The following is a 17222-nucleotide window of genomic DNA, read 5'->3' as shown; positions in this document are numbered from 1 at the left end:
CCCCGTTCAAGGTCCACACGCGGTGGATCGAGACCGAGTTCACCAACACCATCCCCGCCTTCACCGCCCCCACCCCCGAAGACACCGAAGACGAGCCGGGTCGCGAGACCGTGGTCGTCGAGGTCGGCGGCAAGCGCCTGGAGGTCTCGCTGCCCTCCTCGCTCGGCATGACCCTGGCCCGCACGGCCGCGGCCGGCGGCGCCAAGCCCAAGCGGCGCGTGGCCAAGAAGTCCGGCCCGGCGGCCTCCGGCGACAGCCTGGCCTCGCCGATGCAGGGCACCATCGTCAAGGTGGCCGTCGAAGAGGGCCAGCAGGTCAACGAAGGCGACCTCGTCGTCGTCCTCGAAGCCATGAAGATGGAGCAGCCGCTCAACGCGCACCGCTCCGGCACCATCACCGGCCTCAAGGCCGAGGTCGGCGCCTCCCTCACCTCCGGCGCCCTGATCTGCGAGATCAAGGACTGACCCGGTCCGCCCCAGGTGTACGAAGGCCCCGCCCGGTCCGTCCGGGCGGGGCCTTCGGTCGTACGGGCGGGGCTCCGGGAGCCCCGCGGGCGGAACCGGCCGCACGGCCGGCCACCGAGCCGCTCATCGGCGGCGCAGATCCGCCACCCGGGCCCGCTCGCCCTGGTCCACCAGCGCGGCGGCCCGTAGCGGGGCTCCCGCACCGGTCCGGCGCTGCACCGGGAGCGGAGCGTCCCGGCGCGGGGGCCTGCGGCCCGCGTGCAGTCCCTCGCCCGGGGCCGCGGGCAGTCCCGTGCCCGCCACGGTGATCTGCACGCCCTGGTCGGCCATCGCCTGCAACTCGGTCTGCGCCCGGTCGTCCTGCCCCGGGGGCTCGTCCGTGACCAGTCGGGTGATCACGTCCGTGGGCACCGTCTGGAACATGGTGTCGGTGCCGAGCTTGGTGTGGTCGGCCAGGACCACCACCTCGGCGGCCGCCTGCACCAGCGCCCGGTCCACGCTCGCGGAGAGCATGTTCGAGGTGGACAGGCCGCGTTCCGCGGTCAGACCGCTGCCGGAGAGGAAGGCCCGGGACACCCGCAGCCCCTGGAGAGACTGTTCGGCCCCGCTGCCCACCAGGGCGTAGTTGGAACCGCGCAGGGTCCCGCCGGTCATGACCACCTCCACCCGGTTGGCGTGCGCCAGGGCCTGGGCGACCAGGAGGGAGTTGGTGACCACGGTCAGTCCGGGCACCCGGGCGAGCCGGCGGGCCAGCTCCTGGGTCGTGGTGCCCGCGCCGACGACGATGGCCTCGCCTTCTTCGACGAGACCGGCCGCGACATCGGCGATGGCGGTCTTCTCCGCCGTCGCGAGATGGGATTTTTGCGGAAAGCCGGACTCCCGCGTGAAACCGCCCGGCAAGACCGCACCGCCGTGCCGGCGGTCGAGGAGTCCTTCTGCTTCCAGTGCCCGCACGTCCCGCCGTACGGTCACTTCGGAAGTCTGGACGACGCGGGCGAGCTCACGGAGCGACACGGCTCCGTTGGCACGCACCATTTCGAGAATCAATTGGCGACGTTCTGCAGCGAACACGAAACTGACAGTAACCCCAACGACCGTCTGCTTTCAGCTCCTTGCGCCGGATTACAGAAGTTGTCCGTACTCGCGGGCCGTTAGTGGTATACGCGGACGGGCGGCCGCTCACGCGACCGCCCGTCCGACGGAACTCCTGCTCAAGGCCCGCCCCCCGAGGGGCGGTTCGGAAGGCTCAGCCCTCGCCCGCCACCTTGCGGGTGTGGAGCTGGCGGGCCACTTCCGCGATCGAACCGGACAGCGAGGGGTACACCGTGAACGCACTTGCGATCTGTTCCACGGTCAGGTTGTTGTCGACCGCGATCGAGATCGGGTGGATGAGCTCGCTGGCCCGCGGGGAGACGACCACGCCGCCGACGACGATGCCGGTGCCGGGGCGGCAGAACAGCTTCACGAAGCCGTCCCGGATGCCCTGCATCTTCGCGCGCGGGTTGCGCAGCAGGGGCAGCTTCACCACGCGCGCGTCGATCCGACCGGCGTCCACGTCCGCCTGCGTGTAGCCCACCGTGGCGATTTCGGGGTCCGTGAACACGTTCGAGGAGACCGTCTTCAGGTTGAGCGGGGTCACCGCGTCGCCGAGGAAGTGGTACATCGCGATCCGGCCCTGCATGGCCGCCACCGAGGCCAGAGCGAAGATCCCGGTCACGTCACCGGCGGCGTACACGCCCGGGCTGGACGTGCGGGAGACCTTGTCGGTCCAGATGTGCCCGGACTCCTTCAGCCGGACCCCGGACTCCTCCAGGTTCATGTCCCCGGTGTTCGGGATGGCTCCGACCGCCATCAGGCAGTGGGTGCCGGTGATGACCCGGCCGTCGGCGAGGGTGACCTCCACGCGGTCCCCGACCCGCTTCGCGGACTCGGCGCGGGCCCGCGAGACGACGTTCATGCCGCGGCGCCGGAAGACGTCCTCCAGCACGGCCGCCGCGTCCGGGTCCTCGCCCGGGAGCACCCGGTCCCGGCTGGAGACCAGCGTGACCCGGGAGCCCAGCGCCTGGTAGGCGCCCGCGAACTCGGCGCCGGTGACGCCGGAGCCGACCACGATCAGCTCCTCGGGGAGCTCCTCCAGGTCGTAGACCTGCGTCCAGTTCAGGATCCGCTCGCCGTCCGGCTGCGCGTCCGGGATCTCGCGCGGGTGACCGCCGGTGGCGATCAGCACGGCGTCCGCCGTCAGGATGGTCTCCGTGCCGTCCGCGGCGGTCACGATCACGTCGCGGGTGCCGTCGATGCCCTGCGGGCCGCCGAGCTTGCCGCGCCCCCGCATGACCCTGGCCCCGGCCCGCGTCACCGAGGCGGTGATGTCGTGGGACTGGGCCAGCGCCAGCCGCTTCACCCGGCGGTTGACCTTGCCGAGGTCCACGCCGACCACCCGGGCGGACTGCTCCAGCGGCGGCGTGTCGTCGGCGACGATGATGCCCAGTTCCTCGTACGAACTGTCGAAGTTGGTCATCACCTCGGCGGTCGCGATGAGGGTCTTCGAGGGCACGCAGTCGGTCAGCACCGACGCCCCGCCCAGACCGTCGCAGTCGACGACGGTCACCTCCGCGCCGAGCTGGGCCCCTACCAGGGCTGCCTCATACCCGCCGGGTCCGCCGCCGATGATCACGATCCGGGTCACGAAAAGTCCGCCTCACGTCTACCCGGCCGGCTGCCGCCCCGGCCGGGGGTCCGGGGGTCTCCCCGGGGGATCCATTCCGTACGCCATTGTCCCGCACGCGCCAAGGTGCTTCACTCCGGGCCCGACCATCCGGGAGGCCCGGCACGGCCGCCCCTCCCGTACCCTCGATCCCATGTCGCTCTACGCCGCGTACGCCGGCAACCTCGACGCGCGGCTGATGACGCGCCGCGCCCCGCATTCCCCGCTGCGTGGCACGGGCTGGATCAACGACTGGCGGCTCACCTTCGGGGGAGAGCAGATGGGCTGGGAAGGCGCCCTCGCCACCGTCGTGGAGGCCCCGCGCTCCCAGGTCTTCGTCGCCCTGTACGACATCGCGCCCCTCGACGAGGACTCGATGGACCGCTGGGAGGGCGTCGGCCTGGACATCTACCGCCGCATGCGGATCCGGGTGCACACCCTGGACGGCGAGGAGGCGGCCTGGTGCTACGTCCTCAACGGCTACGAGGGCGGTCTGCCCTCCGCCCGCTACCTCGGTGAGATCGCCGACGCCGCCGAGTCCGCGGGCGCCCCGCACGACTACGTGATGGAGCTGCGCAAGCGCCCCTGCTGAGCGCCTCCCGCACCCCCTTCACCACCCCCTCCCAGGGCTCTCACCAGGCATTTCGAGAGCCCTGGAGGACATTTCGTCGGAAACGACAAGGCAACGATCCGAACACCGTGAGCTGTGCCATCTACGCGCGTAGGAAATGAGCGGCTACCCTCGTCCGCGTGAACGCATCTGCTACCGACCCCCACGCCTCCGCCGCTGCGGCCGCGGCCCGCCTGAGCGAGCTCACGGGCGCCGAGAGCCACGACGTGGCCCTGGTGATGGGCTCCGGCTGGGCCCCCGCCGCCGAGGCGCTCGGCGCCCCCGAGGCCGAGTTCCCCGTCACCGAGCTGCCCGGCTTCCCCCCGGCCGCCGTCGAAGGACACGGCGGCAAGGTCCGCTCGTACAAGATCGGTGACAAGCGCGCCCTGGTCTTCCTCGGCCGCACCCACTACTACGAGGGCCGCGGCGTCGCCGCCGTCGCCCACGGCGTCCGCACCGCCGTCGCCGCCGGCTGCAAGACCGTGGTCCTCACCAACGGCTGCGGCGGTCTGCGCGAGGGCATGAAGCCCGGCCAGCCGGTCCTCATCAGCGACCACATCAACCTCACGGCCACCTCCCCGATCATCGGCGCGAACTTCGTCGACCTCACCGACCTGTACTCGCCGCGACTGCGCGCGATGTGCAAGGAGATCGACGCCACCCTCGAAGAGGGCGTGTACGTGCAGTTCCCCGGGCCCCACTACGAGACCCCGGCCGAGATCAACATGATCCGCGTGATGGGCGCCGACCTCGTCGGCATGTCCACCGTCCTGGAGGCCATCGCGGCCCGTGAGGCGGGCGCCGAGGTCCTTGGCATCTCCCTGGTCACCAACCTGGCCGCGGGCCTGTCCGGCGAGCCGCTGAACCACGAGGAGGTCCTGCAGGCGGGACGCGACTCGGCCGCCCGCATGGGCCAGCTGCTGACGCAGGTCCTCGACCGGATCTGAGCCGTACCGGACCACTCGTACCGATAGGGGAACCAGTGCAGGACGATCTGATCGCACGCGCCCGGGCCTGGCAGGCCGAGGACCCGGACCCGGAGACCGCCGAGGAGCTCGGCCGCCTCCTGTCCGCCGCCGAGGCCGGCGGGGACACCGCGGACCTCGCGGACCGCTTCGCCGGGACGCTGCAGTTCGGCACCGCCGGACTCCGCGGCGAGCTGGGCGCCGGGCCGATGCGGATGAACCGCTCCGTGGTCATCCGCGCCGCCGCGGGCCTCGCCGCCTACCTCAAGGCCCAGGGCCACGACGGCGGCCTCGTCGTGGTCGGCTACGACGCGCGCTACAAGTCCGCGGACTTCGCGCGCGACACCGCGGCCGTGATGACGGGCGCCGGGCTGCGCGCGGCCGTCCTGCCCCGCCCGCTGCCCACGCCCGTCCTGGCCTTCGCCATAAGGCACCTGGGCGCGGTCGCGGGCGTCGAGGTGACCGCCAGCCACAACCCGCCCCGGGACAACGGCTACAAGGTCTACCTCGGCGACGGTTCGCAGATCGTGTCCCCCGCGGACGCCGGCATCGCCGCCGAGATCGACGCCGTGGGCCGGCTCGCCGATGTGCCCCGACCCTCCGAGGGCTGGGAGGAGCTGGGCGACGAGGTCCTGCGGGCCTACCTGGAGCGCACCGACCACGTGCTGACCCCGGGCTCCGCGCGCGGGGTGCGGACGGTCTACACGGCCATGCACGGGGTCGGCAAGGACGTGGTCCTGGCCGCCTTCGAGCGGGCCGGGTTCCCCGCGCCGGTGCTGGTGGCCGCCCAGGCCGAACCGGACCCGGCCTTCCCGACGGTGGCCTTCCCCAACCCGGAGGAGCCGGGGGCCATGGACCTGGCCTTCGCCACCGCCGCCGAGGCCGGCCCGGACATCGTGATCGCCAACGACCCGGACGCCGACCGCTGCGCGGTGGCCGTCCCGGACGACTCCTCGGCCTCCGGCTGGCGGATGCTCCGCGGCGACGAGGTGGGCGCCCTGCTGGCCGCCCACCTGGTGCACAAGGGCGCCAGGGGCGTCTTCGCCGAGTCCATCGTGTCCTCCTCGCTGCTGGGCCGGATCGCCGAGGCGGCCGGACTGGGCTACGAGGAGACCCTGACGGGCTTCAAGTGGATCTCCCGGGTGGAGGGCCTGCGCTACGGCTACGAGGAGGCCCTGGGCTACTGCGTGGACCCGGAGGGCGTCCGAGACAAGGACGGCATCACCGCCGCCCTGCTCGTGGCCGAGCTGGCCTCCGAGCTGAAGGAGCAGGGCCGCACCCTCACCGATCTGCTGGACGACCTGGCGATGGCCCACGGCCTGCACGCCACCGACCAGCTCTCGGTGCGCGTCCAGGACCTGTCGGTGATCGCCGACGCGATGCGGGCGCTGCGCGAGCAGCCGCCTGCCGCGCTGGCGGGCCTGCGGGTCACCTCGGCCGAGGACCTGTCCGTGGGCAGTGCCGCGCTGCCGCCCACCGACGGCCTGCGGTACCACCTGGAGGGCGAGTACAAGGCCCGGGTGATCGTCCGTCCCAGCGGCACCGAGCCCAAGCTGAAGTGCTACCTGGAGGTCGTCGTCCCGGTGGCCGACGCCTCCGGTCTGGCCTCGGCCCGCGCCCGCGGCCAGGAGGTCCTGGACGCCGTGAAGAAGGACCTGGCGGCCGCCGCCGGGATCTGACCGGCACCGTCCGCGCCACGGCCCGGAGGCCCCCGTACCGCCACGAGTGGTCCGGGGGCCTCCGTCGTGCTGTGCTCGTACCGGGGGCACCCGTCGGGGGACGCGCGAACGGAGGCAGGAGCATGACCAGGACGACGATGCGGGCCCGGGACATGATGACCTCGGGGGTGCAGTGCGTCGGCGAGCACCAGTCCCTGAGGGACGCCGCCCGCATGATGCGCGACCTCGACGTGGGCTGTCTGCCCATCTGCGGGGACGACCAGCGGCTCAAGGGGATGATCACCGACCGGGACATCGTCATCACGTGCTGCGCCGAGGGCCTGGACCCCGCGTCCGTGGAGGCCGGTTCGATGGCCGGCGCCGTGCACTGGGTGGACGCGGAGGCCGATGCCAACGAGGCCGTGGACACCATGGAGGTCCACCAGATCAAGCGGCTGCCGGTGATCGACGTGGTCAACGGGCACCGACTGATCGGCATGATCACCGAGGCGAACCTCGCCAAGAACCTCAGTGACGAGGAGATCGCCGAGTTCGCCGTCCGCGTCTACGCGGCGAACTGACGACCCCGGGCCGGGACCGCCCCGAGGACGGCCCCGGCCCCGGGTCCGTCCGGCTCAGCGCTGCCGGGGCTCCGGCTTGAGGACGGCGAAGACGGCTCCGGCCGGGTCCGCCAGCCAGGCCATCCGGCCGACCCCGTCCAGACTCGTCGCGGGCATCACCACCGAGCCGCCGGCGGCCCGCGCCCGGGCCACCGTGTCGTCGGCGTCGGCCACCGCGAAGTAGGGCACCCAGCGGTCCGCGGTCTCCTCGCCGGCCGCCTCCGCGGGGGCCACCCCGCCGAAGGTGGCGTCCTCCAGGTCCCCCTCGGCCGTGGACAGCACGCGGTAGGTCATCCCGCCGCCCATCTCCATGTCCTGGGAGCGCCAGCCGAACAGGCCCCGGTAGAAGGCGATCGAGCGCTCCGGGTCCCCGGACATCAGCTCCACCCACACCAGGCTGCCATCGGCGGAGGTCAGCTCCAGTCCGGCGGTCCGCGCGGGCTGCCAGACCGCGAACTGGGCACCGTCGGGGTCGGTGTACTGGGCGAGCATGCCCTCGCCCATCACGTCCCCGGGCTCCACCCGGACCTCGCCGCCGGCCGCGCGCACCGCCGCGGTGGTGCCCTCGATGTCGCGGGTGTCGAAGTAGACCATCCAGGCCGGGACGGCGCCCTCCTCGGTGAGCAGGCCCAGCGCCGCCACGGTCTTCCCGTCCTTGCGGAAGAACCCGTAGCCGCTCTCGCCGCCGTCCCCGTCCGCCGGGCCCTCCGGACCCATCGGGGCGAACTCCCAGCCCAGGACGGCCCGGTAGAAGGCGGCGGTCGCCGGGAGGTCCGGGGAGCCGAGGTCGATCCAGTTCGGGGAGCCGGTCACGAAGTCCGTACTGAGCATGCGGGTGCCCCTTGTCTGTGTGCGGAGAGCGGGCCTGCGGTGCGCCGGTCGGCGACCCGCCCACCTTGGCGGAGCCCTCCGCGGGACGGGGTCCGCCGCGCCGTCCCGCGGCCCGTTTTCCCCGCCCCGGTACGGCCGCGCACGGTCAGGAGGCGCTCGGGGAGGGCGTGGAGCCGGGGCGGACGATCTCGCCGAGGGTGGGGACGGCCTCCGGGCGGGCCCGTACGGCCTCCGTGCACTCCCAGGCGCGCGGCGGGTCGGCGTCCGGCCCGCCGAGCACCACGCGGCCGCCGCCGGGGACGGCGGCGCTGCCCGCGAAGGTGCAGACGAGCTGGGCCAGGGCCAGCGGCGGAAGGTCCTCGGGGCGGCGGCTCAGCCGCAGGGTCCCGGCGGGGTCCTCGGCGCGCGGGGCGGAGACGTCCAATCCGACGGGGACCTCACTGGAGAAGCCGTTGTCCCGTTCGGCGGCGGAGGGCTGCCGTTCCAGCTCCTCCAGCAGGGCGCGGGCCACCCGGGCCGGGGTGCTGCGCACGGGCTGCTTCTCGGAGATCCGCACGATCCGGTCCACCCCGATGAGCTGCGATCCGCAGACCAGTTGGAGCCGGGCGCGGAAGCCCTCCACGGGGGTGCCGGTGGTGGGCGAGGTGGTGTCGCAGGAGACCCGGGAGGGGGCGGCGCCGACGTCGACGGGGACGGTGGTGGCCCGGATCCCGCAGCCGGAGGCGAGGAGGACGGGCAGGGCCAGGGCGGCCGCCGTCCAGCGGGTGCGGGTCACTCTCCGGTCTCCGTCTCGGTGAGGTCCACGGGCAGCTTCAGGGTGAAGAGGGCGCCGCCGGCGGGGTCGTTGGCGGCGGTGATGTCGCCGCCGTGGATGTGGGCGTTCTCCATGGCGATGGAGAGGCCGAGGCCGCTGCCGTCCGACTTGGGGCGGGAGGCGCTGGCCTTGTAGAAGCGGTCGAAGACGTGCGGGAGGACGTCCTCGGGGATGCCGGGACCGTTGTCCTTGACGGCGATGACGAGGGTGCGTTCCTCGGTGCGGACGGAGACCCGGACCGGGGAGCCGCCGTGCTTGAGGGCGTTGCCGATGAGGTTGGCGAGGATCACGTCGAGGCGGCGCGGGTCGAGGCGGGCCACGATGCCGCGTTCGGCGTCGAGTTCGACGGCGTCCAGCCAGGCGCGGGCGTCGATGCAGGCGGTGACCATGTCGGCCACGTCCACGTCGTCGAGGACGAGCCGGGCGGTGCCCGCGTCGAAGCGGGTGACCTCCATGAGGTTCTCGACGAGGTTGTTGAGGCGGCGGGTCTCGCTGACGACCAGTTCGACGGCGGGGGCGATCATCGGGTCGAGTCCGTCGATCTCCTCCTCCAACACCTCGGTGACGGCGGTGAGGGCGGTCAGCGGGGTGCGCAGTTCGTGGGACATGTCGGCGACGAAGCGGCGGCTGGACTCCTCGCGGGCGCTCATGTCCGCGACCTTCTTCTCCAGGGCCTCGGCGGTCTTGTTGAAGGTGTGGGAGAGGTCGGCGAGTTCGTCGTTGCCGGAGACGTCGAGGCGGGTGTCGAGTTCGCCCTCGCCGAGCCGTCGGGCGGCGTCGCCGAGGCGCTGCACGGGGCGCAGCACGGTGCTGGCGGCGGCCTGCGCGAGGAGGGCGGAGCCGAGCAGGGCCAGTCCGGTGGCGATGCACAGGGACCAGGCCAGGGCGTTGAGGTCGTCGCGTTCGGTGGCGAGGGACTTGTACATGTAGCCGGTGGGTCCGCCGCCGACGATGCGGGTGCCGCCCACCAGGTAGGGGTTGCCGTCGGGCTTCGTGCGCTGCCAGTACATGTGGTAGGCGGCGTCGTTGCCGGAGGTGACCTTCTGCCGGTCGTTGACGGCGTGCCGCAGGGAGCGGGGCACGTCGGTCAGTTTGAAGGCGTCGGGGCCGCCGGAGCCGACGACGGTGCGGCCGTCCTTCTTCTCGTCCACGAGGAGCACGCTGTAGCCGGGGCTGCTGCCCGCCATCTGCTCGGCGGTGCGCTGGAGTTCCTCGGCGGTGGGGTCGCCGGGCAGGCGGGCCGCCCGGTTCTGCATCTCCTGCCGGAAGTCCCCGAGCGCGGCCTCCTGGGTGCGGCTGAGGACGGCCTCGCGGTTGAGCCAGTACGCGATCCCGGAGGCGGAGACCGCGGCGGTGAGGGCGACCAGGCCGAAGACGACGATCAGGCGCAGCCGGAGACTGGTCCAGCGCCTGCCGGACAGGGGGGAACGGAGCTTCACTGGGGCGAGTCCAGGCGGTAGCCGACCCCGCGGACGGTGCGGATCAGGGTGGGCGAGGAGGGTACGTCCTCGACCTTGGCGCGCAGTCGTTGGACGCAGGCGTCCACGAGCCGGGAGTCGCCCAGGTAGTCGTGTTCCCAGACGAGGCGCAGGAGCTGCTGGCGGGAGAGGGCCTGGCCGGGCCGGCGGGAGAGCTCCAGGAGGAGCCGCAGCTCGGTGGGGGTGAGCTGGAGGTCCTCGCCGTTCTTGGTGACGGTCATCGCGGAGCGGTCGATGACGAGGGAGCCGAAGGTCGCGGAGTCGCTGGACTCGCGCTCGCCGCGGCGCAGCACGGCGCGGATCCGGGCGTCGAGCACCCGGCCCTGCACGGGCTTGACCACGTAGTCGTCGGCGCCGGACTCCAGGCCGACGACGACGTCGATGTCGTCGCTGCGGGCGGTGAGCAGGATGATCGGCAGCTGGTCGGTGCGGCGGATCCGGCGGCAGACCTCGAAGCCGTCGATTCCGGGGAGCATCACGTCCAGCACGATCAGGTCCGGCCGCTGCTCCTTGAGCAGCCTGAGCCCGTCCTCGCCCGTCGCCGCCGTGGCCACGCGGTGGCCCTGGCGGGACAGGGAGAGTTCGAGCGCCGTACGGATGGCGTCGTCGTCCTCGATCAGCAACAGGAAAGGCACGGGCACATTCTGTCCCATGGGGGCGGCGGGATGGGCCGTGGCTGCGGTCACCGGTGGCTGTGACACGGCTGTGACAGTCGACGGACAACCCGGTTATGTGGGCCGGGCAGGCTTCTGGTCATCGAAGGAAGACCCACCGAGGCAGACTCCACGACGGGGAGGCGCGAGATGAACACGCTGCACAGCACCACGACCAGCGGGGTCGTCACGCGACTGCACGAGATGAACCGCCGCACCCCCGTCCGGAGCGTGCCGGTGTCCCGGCCGCGGGCGGCGCACGTGGTGGCCGTCGACGCGAACGCGTACGCCGTCCCCGCCCAGCGCACCGCGTCGCCGGTGTCCTCCTCGGAGGCCGAGTTCACGGCGTACGTGCAGGAGCGGCGGGCTTCCCTCTACGCGACGGCCTACCACCTGACCGGTGACCGGCACGAGGCGGAGGACCTGCTGCAGAGCGCGCTGTTCTCCACCTACCGGGCCTGGGACCGGATCACCGACAAGGCGGCCGTGGGCGGCTACCTGCGTCGGACGATGACCAATCTGCACATCAGCGCCTGGCGTCGGCGGAAGCTGAACGAGTACCCGACGGAGGAGCTGCCGGAGACCCCGGGCGACGGTGACGCGATGCGCGGCACGGAGCTGCGGGCGGTCCTGTGGCAGGCGCTGGCGAAGCTTCCGGAGCCGCAGCGGACGATGCTGGTGCTGCGGTACTACGAGGGCCGTACGGACCCGGAGATCGCGGAGATCCTGGACATCAGCGTCGGCACGGTGAAGTCGAGCATCTGGCGTTCGCTGCGGCGGCTGCGCGAGGACGAGGCGCTGAGCTTCGGGGAGTCCGAGGCGGAGTCCTTCGGGGAACTGGTCGCCTGAGGCGGCCTTCGGACCACGGGGCCGGGGGGCCCGTTCCGCGGGGGTGGAGCGGGAGGCCGACAGGGGGAGAGAGCGGGATCAGGTGGCCGGGGGGCCGCCTGGTCCCGCTTTCGCGTGTGCGGGCGGGTCAGGCGGCGATGCCGGGGCGCGCGGCGGCGGGGGTGCGGCGGGGGCCGGTGGTCGCGGCGGCCGCGAGGCGGCCGAGGGCCTCGTCGCGGGCGCAGGCGTGGGCGCCGAGGGCGGTGTGGCGGGCGACGATGCCGCGTTCGGCGCGCATGAGCCGCCAGCCGCGTCGGACCAGCACGAACACGGACTTGCGGCCTTCGCGCAGGTCGCGCAGGAGGCGGCGGCGGAAGGTCGTGGAGGGGCGGCCGCGCAGGCAGATGGCGTCGGCGAGGAGGCCGAGTTCCTCGCAGCGGGCGGCGATGTCGGCGGCGAAGATGCCCTCGGCGATGAACAGCGGGGCGGGGCCGATGTCGAGGACGGTGGCGCCGGTGCGGGAGCTGGTGGAGATCTCGTAGACGGGGACGTCGGTGCGGCCGGTGCGGCACAGCTCGGCGACGGCGGCCACGGCGGTGTCGGCGTCCCAGGAGAGCGGGGAGTCCCAGTCGGTGGCGGAGCTGCCTTCGAGGACGGGGAGGGTGGGGTCGCCCGCCTCCTTGTAGAAGTCGTCGAGGCGGAGCACGGGCAGGCCGCTGCGGGCGGCGAGCGAGGACTTGCCGGAACCGGAGGGACCCGTCAGCAGGACGACGCGCGCGGGAAGGGGAGATGAACAGCTCACGGAACACCAGTGTGAGGCATTAACCCGCCCAGGGGACCCCCGGGAAGGCCCGTTGGTATTCAGCATCACACGGCAACTACTGTTCGTGCCCATCCGGTTACGGCAGGCAGGTGGGATTCCATGGCACGTCATTCGGCTTCGGGCGGTACCGGCGGCGCGCGGCGCGCGCTGCGGGCCGCGGGCCTGACGGTTTCGATGGCGGGGGCGGCGCTGGCGGCCGCGGCGGGCGGGGCGCAGGCCGGGGAGATCTCCGTGCCGCACGCCCTGGGCGGCGCGCTGGGGCCGGTGCAGAACCTCCAGGTGGATCCGTTGGCGAACACGGGCGTGGATCCGTTGGACAACGGCGTGGGCACGAAGGTGGCGGACTTCCCGGCGGTGAGCACGACCCTGGTCACGGACACCGTGACGAAGGGGGCGAAGGTCGGGGAGCTGCCGGGGGTGTCGCTGGTGGCTCCGCTGCTGCCGAAGCTGCCGGAGGGCTGAGCGGCCCCGTACGGCGGTGCGCCGCCGCCCCCGGCCGGGGGGTCCGGCCGGGGGCGGCGGCGTGCGCTGAGGGGCCCTGGGGGCCTTCGGAGGGGCTCCCCGGGGCGGGGCTCAGTAGGAGGAGCCGGAGGCGCCGAGCGACCCGGTGGGGTGCCAGACGGTCTTGGTCTCCAGGAACGCGGTCATGCGGTGGGTGCCGGGGGCGGCGGTCCAGTCGTCCACAGGCTGTGGACGCAGGACGCGCTTGAGGTTGTCGGCCGCGGCGATCTCCAGCTCCTTGGCCAGGGCGGGGTCCGCGCCGGCCAGGTCGATCGCGTTGACGTCCTGGTGGGAGGCCAGGTGGGGGCCCATCTCGGCGGCCTTGCCGGACAGGATGTTGACCACGCCGCCCGGGAGGTCGGAGGTGGCGAGCACCTCGCCCAGGGAGAGCGCGGGCAGCGGGGCCTTCTCGGAGGCGATGACCACGGCGGTGTTGCCGGTGGCGATGACCGGGGCGATCACCGAGATCAGGCCGAGGAAGGAGGAGCCCTGCGGGGCGACGACGGTGACGACGCCGGTGGGCTCCGGGGTGGAGAGGTTGAAGAAGGGGCCCGCGACGGGGTTGGCCCCGCCGACGACCTGCCCGATCTTGTCCGTCCAGCCCGCGTACCAGACCCAGCGGTCGATGGCGGCGTCGACGACGGCGGCGGCCTTGGACTTGGACAGCCCCTCGGCCTCGCCGACCTCGCGGACGAACTGCTCGCGGCGGCCCTCCAGCATCTCGGCGATGCGGTAGAGGATCTGGCCGCGGTTGTAGGCGGTCGCGCCGGACCAGCCGCCGAAGGCCTTGCGGGCCGCGACGACGGCGTCACGGGCGTCCTTGCGGGAGGACAGCGGGGCGTTCGCCAGCCACTTGCCCTTGGAGTCCGTCACCTCGTACACCCGGCCGCTCTCGGAGCGGGGGAACTTGCCCCCGACGTACAGCTTGTAGGTCTTGAAGACGTTCAGACGCGCGGTCGTCTCAGACATCGAGGTAGCCCTCCAGGCCGTGGCGGCCGCCCTCGCGGCCGAAGCCCGACTCCTTGTAGCCGCCGAAGGGCGAGGTCGGGTCGAACTTGTTGAAGGTGTTGGCCCAGACGACGCCGGCGCGGAGCTTGCCGGCGACCGCGAGGATGCGCGAGCCCTTCTCCGTCCAGATGCCGGCGGAGAGGCCGTACTGGCTGTTGTTGGCCTTGGCGACAGCCTCGTCCGGGGTGCGGAAGGTGAGGACCGACAGGACCGGGCCGAAGATCTCGTCGCGGGCGACGGTGTGGGCCTGGGTGACGTGGGTGAAGAGGGTCGGCGCGAACCAGTAGCCGGCCGAGGGCAGCTCGCAGGCCGGGGACCAGCGCTCGGCGCCCTCCGCCTCGCCGGTGTCGGCGAGGGCGGTGATGCGGGCCAGCTGCTCGGCGGAGTTGATGGCGCCGATGTCGGTGTTCTTGTCGAGCGGGTCGCCCAGGCGCAGCGTAGAGAGGCGGCGCTTGAGGGAGTCCAGCAGCTCGTCGTGGATCGACTCCTGGACCAGCAGGCGGGAGCCCGCGCAGCAGACCTGGCCCTGGTTGAAGAAGATGCCGTTGACGACGCCCTCGACGGTCTGGTCGATGGGGGCGTCGTCGAAGACGATGTTGGCGCCCTTGCCGCCGAGCTCCAGCGTGACCTTCTTGTCGGTGCCGGCCACCTGGCGCGCGATGGCCTTGCCGACGGCGGTGGAGCCGGTGAAGGCGACCTTGTTCACGTCGGAGTGCTCGACCAGGGCGGCGCCCGCGTCCCCGTAGCCGGGGAGGATGTTGACGACGCCCTTGGGCAGGCCCGCCTGGCGGCAGATGTCGGCGAAGAACAGCGCCGACAGCGGGGTGGTCTCGGCGGGCTTGAGGACCACGGTGTTGCCGGTGGCGAGCGCCGGAGCGATCTTCCAGGCCAGCATCAGCAGCGGGAAGTTCCACGGGATGACCTGGCCGGCCACGCCGAGGGGGCGGGGGTCCGGGCCGTAGCCGGCGTGGTCGAGCTTGTCGGCCCAGCCCGCGTAGTAGAAGAAGTGCGCGGCGACCAGCGGGAGGTCCGCGTCGCGGGTCTCCTTGATCGGCTTGCCGTTGTCCAGGGTCTCCAGGACGGCCAGCTCGCGGCTGCGCTCCTGGATGATCCGGGCGATCCGGAAGAGGTACTTGGCGCGCTCGGAGCCGGGCAGCGCGGACCACTTCTCGAAGGCGCGGCGGGCGGCCCGGACGGCGCGGTCCACGTCCTCGGCGCCCGCGCGGGCCACCTCGGAGAGGACTTCCTCGCTGCTGGGGCTGACGGTCTTGAAGACCTTGCCGTCCGCGGCCTCGGTGAACTCGCCGTCGATGAACAGGCCGTACGAGGGCGCGATGTCGACGACGGACCGGGACTCGGGGGCCGGTGCGTACTCGAAGAGGGAAGCCATGATGATCAGTCCACCGTCACGTAGTCAGGACCGGAGTAGCGGCCGGTGCTCAGCTTCTGGCGCTGCATGAGCAGGTCGTTCAGCAGGCTGGAGGCGCCGAAGCGGAACCACTCGTTGGTCAGCCAGTCCTCGCCCACGGTTTCGTTGACCAGGACCAGGAACTTGACGGCGTCCTTGGTGGTCCGGATGCCGCCGGCCGGCTTCACGCCGACCTGGATGCCCGTCTGCGCCTTGAAGTCGCGGACGGCTTCCAGCATCAGCAGGGTGTTGGCGGGGGTGGCGTTGACGCCGACCTTGCCGGTGGAGGTCTTGATGAAGTCCGCCCCGGCCATCATGCCGATCCAGGAGGCGCGGCGGATGTTGTCGTACGTGGACAGCTCGCCGGTCTCGAAGATGACCTTCAGCCGGGCCGCGGTGCCGTCCTCGCGGACGCACGCCTCCTTGACGGCCTTGATCAGCTCGTAGGTCTCCAGGTAGCGGCCCGCGAGGAAGGCCCCGCGGTCGATGACCATGTCGATCTCGTCGGCCCCGGCGGCCACGGCGTCACGGGTGTCGGCCAGCTTGACCGGCAGCGCCGCCCGGCCCGCCGGGAAGGCGGTGGCCACGGAGGCGACCTTGACGTCGGCGCCGTTCAGGGCGGCCTTCGCGGTGGCCACCATGTCGGGGTAGACGCAGACCGCGGCGGTCATCGGGGTGGTGCGGTCGGTCGGGTCGGGGTGGACGGCCTTGGCGGCGAGCGCCCGGACCTTGCCCGGGGTGTCCGCTCCTTCGAGGGTCGTCAGGTCGATCATCGAGATGGCCAGGTCGATGGCGTACGCCTTGGCCGTGGTCTTGATCGAACGGGTGCCGAGCGCGGCCGCGCGCGCCTCCAGGCCGACGGCGTCGACGCCGGGCAGCCCGTGCAGGAAGCGGCGCAGCGCGCTGTCGGACGTCGTCACGTCAGCGAATGCGGTGAGGGTGGTGGGCATGGTCACCAGATGAGCATATCTACGCGCGTAGCGGCCTGTCACCCCCCTAGGCGCCCCTATGAGCGGAGATGCGTTCGGGAGAGCGGAACGGTCCACGGAGGGAAGCGGAATGAATGCATCCGGTGAATGCGTCCGGTACGCGGGGGCAGGCGGAGCGGTGCGACCGCCGACGGGCGGGAGAGCGGGCGACGGGGCCCGTGCGGCGCCGGCGGCGACGGGCGGGGCGACCGAGCGGGTGGGAGGGGCTGTGACATGGCTGTGACGCGGCGCGCATCCGGCGGTCGTACAAGATCACTAGATTGTGATCCGTATCCACCGCCCGGACCGGAGCTTCCGGCCCGGTCCCACCGTCCCGTCCCGCCGCCCCGTACCGGGGCGCTGTCCTCAGGAGCAGTGATGCGTCCCGCCCTCGGTGCCTCCCTCACCGCCGCCGTCCTGGCCGGGGTCCTGCTGGCCCCCGCGGCCGGCACGGTCTTCGCCGCCGGCTCGTCGGCCCGCCCGTCCGGCACCGCCGGGCACGGGGCCGTGACCGGGGTCGTGCACACGGGGACGGTCGCCGGGGCCACGGGGGCCGCCACCTCGGGCGTCGGAGCCGCCGGCACGGGGGCCGCGGCCGCCGGTGCCGCGCGGACCGCGGATTCGGGATGGGACTCGAGTCCCGCCTCGGTGGACCTGCGCCTGGAGCCCGTCGCGTACGCCGGCCCGGCCCGGCTGGGCGGCGACACCGGCGGGACGGAGGGCGAGGAGCGACTGGCCTCCCAGGACACCGACGACTCCACCACCCTGCTCGCCGGGGCCGGGCTCATCGCCGTCTTCGGCGCGCTCGGCGCGAGCGTGGCGCACCGCCGGAGGCGCGGCGAGCTCTGAGCGGAGCGGCCGCGCCGGCAGCGGAGCGACCGCGCCGCGA

General features: G+C 72.8%; 18 protein-coding genes. 8 read left to right on the top strand and 10 right to left on the bottom strand.

What is annotated here, in order from left to right:
• A partial coding sequence (locus ABTZ17_RS09500) for an acyl-CoA carboxylase biotin carboxyl carrier protein subunit (protein ID WP_352194958.1) occupies window positions 1-464 on the top strand: 464 nt, incomplete at its 5' end.
• 123 nt (window positions 465-587) lie between these two features.
• Here ABTZ17_RS09500 and ABTZ17_RS09495 read toward each other — a convergent pair.
• Window positions 588-1535: a DeoR/GlpR family DNA-binding transcription regulator gene (locus ABTZ17_RS09495; RefSeq protein ID WP_352194957.1), complete on the bottom strand. Its 948-nt coding sequence runs from the start codon at window positions 1533-1535 to the stop codon at window positions 588-590.
• A 175-nt stretch (window positions 1536-1710) separates the two neighbouring features.
• On the bottom strand, window positions 1711-3150 hold the full coding sequence (locus tag ABTZ17_RS09490) for an NAD(P)H-quinone dehydrogenase (protein ID WP_352194956.1): 1440 nt from the start codon (window positions 3148-3150) through the stop codon (window positions 1711-1713).
• A 172-nt stretch (window positions 3151-3322) separates the two neighbouring features.
• Here ABTZ17_RS09490 and ABTZ17_RS09485 point away from each other — a divergent pair, with 172 nt between their 5' ends.
• The 4 genes from ABTZ17_RS09485 (at window position 3323) to ABTZ17_RS09470 (ending at window position 6982) form a co-directional block, all read left to right on the top strand.
• A complete protein-coding gene (locus ABTZ17_RS09485) occupies window positions 3323-3760 on the top strand; it encodes a gamma-glutamylcyclotransferase family protein (RefSeq protein WP_352194955.1) in 438 nt (145 codons plus the stop codon).
• 158 nt (window positions 3761-3918) lie between these two features.
• On the top strand, window positions 3919-4725 hold the full coding sequence (locus ABTZ17_RS09480) for a purine-nucleoside phosphorylase (RefSeq protein WP_352194954.1): 807 nt from the start codon (window positions 3919-3921) through the stop codon (window positions 4723-4725).
• Between the two features lie 35 nt (window positions 4726-4760).
• The gene (locus ABTZ17_RS09475; protein WP_352194953.1) at window positions 4761-6422 is read left to right on the top strand and encodes a phospho-sugar mutase; all 1662 of its coding nucleotides are present in this window, start codon (window positions 4761-4763) and stop codon (window positions 6420-6422) included.
• Window positions 6423-6544: 122 nt separating this feature from the next.
• A complete protein-coding gene (locus ABTZ17_RS09470; protein WP_352194952.1) occupies window positions 6545-6982 on the top strand; it encodes a CBS domain-containing protein in 438 nt (145 codons plus the stop codon).
• Between the two features lie 54 nt (window positions 6983-7036).
• On the opposite strand, the gene ABTZ17_RS09465 is transcribed toward ABTZ17_RS09470, so the two are convergent.
• From ABTZ17_RS09465 to afsQ1, 4 genes are all read right to left on the bottom strand, one after another.
• Window positions 7037-7852, bottom strand: a complete 816-nt coding sequence (locus tag ABTZ17_RS09465; RefSeq protein WP_352194951.1) for a VOC family protein — start codon at window positions 7850-7852, stop codon at window positions 7037-7039.
• A gap of 145 nt (window positions 7853-7997) precedes the next feature.
• The gene (locus ABTZ17_RS09460) at window positions 7998-8627 is read right to left on the bottom strand and encodes a hypothetical protein (protein WP_352194950.1); all 630 of its coding nucleotides are present in this window, start codon (window positions 8625-8627) and stop codon (window positions 7998-8000) included.
• Window positions 8624-10105, bottom strand: coding sequence for an ATP-binding protein (locus ABTZ17_RS09455; RefSeq protein WP_352194949.1), 1482 nt, complete (start codon window positions 10103-10105; stop codon window positions 8624-8626). Before ABTZ17_RS09455 ends, ABTZ17_RS09460 begins: the two co-directional genes overlap by 4 nt.
• Window positions 10102-10779: a two-component system response regulator AfsQ1 gene (gene afsQ1, locus ABTZ17_RS09450; RefSeq protein ID WP_352194948.1), complete on the bottom strand. Its 678-nt coding sequence runs from the start codon at window positions 10777-10779 to the stop codon at window positions 10102-10104. Before afsQ1 ends, ABTZ17_RS09455 begins: the two co-directional genes overlap by 4 nt.
• Window positions 10780-10947: 168 nt before the next feature.
• On the opposite strand from afsQ1, the gene ABTZ17_RS09445 reads away from it, so the two are divergent.
• The gene (locus ABTZ17_RS09445; protein ID WP_352194947.1) at window positions 10948-11646 is read left to right on the top strand and encodes a SigE family RNA polymerase sigma factor; all 699 of its coding nucleotides are present in this window, start codon (window positions 10948-10950) and stop codon (window positions 11644-11646) included.
• 127 nt (window positions 11647-11773) lie between these two features.
• On the opposite strand, the gene ABTZ17_RS09440 is transcribed toward ABTZ17_RS09445, so the two are convergent.
• Entirely contained in the window at window positions 11774-12493 is a 720-nt protein-coding gene (locus ABTZ17_RS09440) for a uridine kinase (protein ID WP_352194965.1), read from the bottom strand.
• Between the two features lie 54 nt (window positions 12494-12547).
• On the opposite strand from ABTZ17_RS09440, the gene ABTZ17_RS09435 reads away from it, so the two are divergent.
• Window positions 12548-12910 (top strand): hypothetical protein, encoded by a 363-nt coding sequence (locus ABTZ17_RS09435; protein WP_352194946.1) that lies wholly within the window; start codon window positions 12548-12550, stop codon window positions 12908-12910.
• A gap of 111 nt (window positions 12911-13021) precedes the next feature.
• Here ABTZ17_RS09435 and ABTZ17_RS09430 read toward each other — a convergent pair whose 3' ends face one another.
• The 3 genes from ABTZ17_RS09430 to deoC are packed head-to-tail and all read right to left on the bottom strand — an operon-like array spanning window position 13022 to window position 16315.
• On the bottom strand, window positions 13022-13918 hold the full coding sequence (locus ABTZ17_RS09430; protein WP_352194945.1) for an aldehyde dehydrogenase family protein: 897 nt from the start codon (window positions 13916-13918) through the stop codon (window positions 13022-13024).
• Entirely contained in the window at window positions 13911-15347 is a 1437-nt protein-coding gene (locus ABTZ17_RS09425) for an aldehyde dehydrogenase family protein (protein WP_352194944.1), read from the bottom strand. Before ABTZ17_RS09425 ends, ABTZ17_RS09430 begins: the two co-directional genes overlap by 8 nt.
• Before the next feature lie 5 nt (window positions 15348-15352).
• The gene (deoC, locus tag ABTZ17_RS09420) at window positions 15353-16315 is read right to left on the bottom strand and encodes a deoxyribose-phosphate aldolase (protein ID WP_352194964.1); all 963 of its coding nucleotides are present in this window, start codon (window positions 16313-16315) and stop codon (window positions 15353-15355) included.
• 396 nt (window positions 16316-16711) lie between these two features.
• On the opposite strand from deoC, the gene ABTZ17_RS09415 reads away from it, so the two are divergent.
• Window positions 16712-17182 carry a hypothetical protein gene (locus ABTZ17_RS09415; RefSeq protein ID WP_352194943.1) on the top strand — a complete coding sequence of 157 codons (471 nt, stop codon included), beginning with the start codon at window positions 16712-16714 and terminating at the stop codon, window positions 17180-17182.
• Window positions 17183-17222: the final 40 nt, after the last annotated feature.

The sequence above is a fragment of the Streptomyces sp. NPDC097619 genome (assembly GCF_040302735.1).
Lineage (GTDB): Bacteria > Actinomycetota > Actinomycetes > Streptomycetales > Streptomycetaceae > Streptomyces.
This window is presented reverse-complemented; position numbering and strand designations above follow the sequence as displayed.